Origin of the sequence: Pedobacter sp. HMWF019 (assembly GCF_003061025.1) — a bacterium.
Classification (GTDB): domain Bacteria; phylum Bacteroidota; class Bacteroidia; order Sphingobacteriales; family Sphingobacteriaceae; genus Pedobacter.
The window spans coordinates 1-1,212 of sequence record NZ_QAIL01000452.1; the positions used below are offsets into that span (position 1 = coordinate 1).

Annotated in this window: 3 protein-coding genes; 1 reads left to right on the forward strand and 2 read right to left on the reverse strand. The window is 31.7% G+C overall.

Annotated elements, in window-relative coordinates:
• A partial coding sequence (locus tag DBR11_RS30670) for an integrase core domain-containing protein (RefSeq protein ID WP_146186583.1) occupies positions 1-78 on the forward strand: 78 nt, incomplete at its 5' end.
• 132 nt (positions 79-210) lie between these two features.
• Here DBR11_RS30670 and DBR11_RS23860 read toward each other — a convergent pair.
• The gene (locus DBR11_RS23860; RefSeq protein ID WP_108555099.1) at positions 211-615 is read right to left on the reverse strand and encodes a hypothetical protein; all 405 of its coding nucleotides are present in this window, start codon (positions 613-615) and stop codon (positions 211-213) included.
• 182 nt (positions 616-797) lie between these two features.
• Positions 798-1,094: a hypothetical protein gene (locus DBR11_RS23865; RefSeq protein ID WP_108555100.1), complete on the reverse strand. Its 297-nt coding sequence runs from the start codon at positions 1,092-1,094 to the stop codon at positions 798-800.
• Positions 1,095-1,212: the final 118 nt, after the last annotated feature.

The window sequence follows — 1,212 nt, forward strand, 5'->3', positions numbered from 1 at the left end:
GCAGAATATAATACCTTTAGACCACATAGTTCCTTAGGAGGTTTAACGCCTCAGGAGATGTGGAAAAAAACCAGTTAACGCCCTGATTTTCGAATTTAGCGTGTCCTAAAATTGGGGGGAGGTCAATGCGATTAAGAACTAATTCATTTTCTGTAGTAATTATTGCTTTCTTTAACATTTTTCCCAATGCCTTTAAGCGAGCAAAAGTATTTAATGTGAAATTATCACTATCCAATTACATTTTTCAAGTTCTTCTTTTGTATAAGAATATCTTTTGTAAATCCTCTTCTCATTCAAATAGTCGATACTGTTATACTTTCTGAGAGAGTCCATTTTATAAACAAATAAATTCACTTTTTTATTCTTACTCTGGGTAATAAACCTCTTCCAGCCAAATCGTCCAGATTCTCCAGCACTCAAGGTATCATTATTATAAGTTGGATTCTCAAGGTAATATTCTGTTTTATTAAAAGCTGGATAGGAAGGAATTGAGTCCTTTTCCCATTCGATTGAGACATCATGGCCTGTATGATTAACTACTTGAAGTATAGAATCTCCAGGATCCCATGTACATGATGAAATTAAGAATAAAAGTATAATTAAATAGTTCTTCATTTTTTAGCGAAAAAGTGGTGCATAAATATCTGGTGGCACTATATAAGGCATAATGAGATTAGGGTCATAAGAGGGCTTACGCGGAAAATGGTTATTCCAATCTTTTGGCCCATTAAAGTAATTATAAGATCTATCATTAGCATCCATTTCAACTGAAAAATAATGATGATCCCATTTTGAATCTATTGAAGATACCGAAATTTTAACATTTTATATGTCAAATTGTATTGTGCTTGATTTAAGTGAGGGAAAATTTTTGCGTCAATTTGCCCCTTGTCATCAATTTGTGTCAACGCGACAATCTCTATATTATTTGTTTCAATCGGCTTTGTAATCAATGAATTATTAAAAATCTCCATTAAATCATTGGTGGTATCGGTATTAATAGTATAACTTTTTTGAATGCCCCAACCATTACCCCCCAAAGCACATTGTATAACAAGAACTTTATCATCACAAATACCCATCAAATATTTCATACGATCGGATTTTTCACCATTAAAATTAGCTTCAAATATAATTAGCCTATCAAATTTTTCTTCACAACATTTTAATCTAATAAAATCCTTTAAAAATTATCTCTATCAAGATAAGCAG

Excerpts from the sequence above, each read along its gene's own strand:
- DBR11_RS23865 (WP_108555100.1), bottom strand. The coding sequence starts at position 1,094 with ATGAAATATTTGATGGGTATTTGTGATGATAAAGTTCTTGTTATACAA.
- DBR11_RS23860 (WP_108555099.1), bottom strand. The coding sequence starts at position 615 with ATGAAGAACTATTTAATTATACTTTTATTCTTAATTTCATCATGTACA.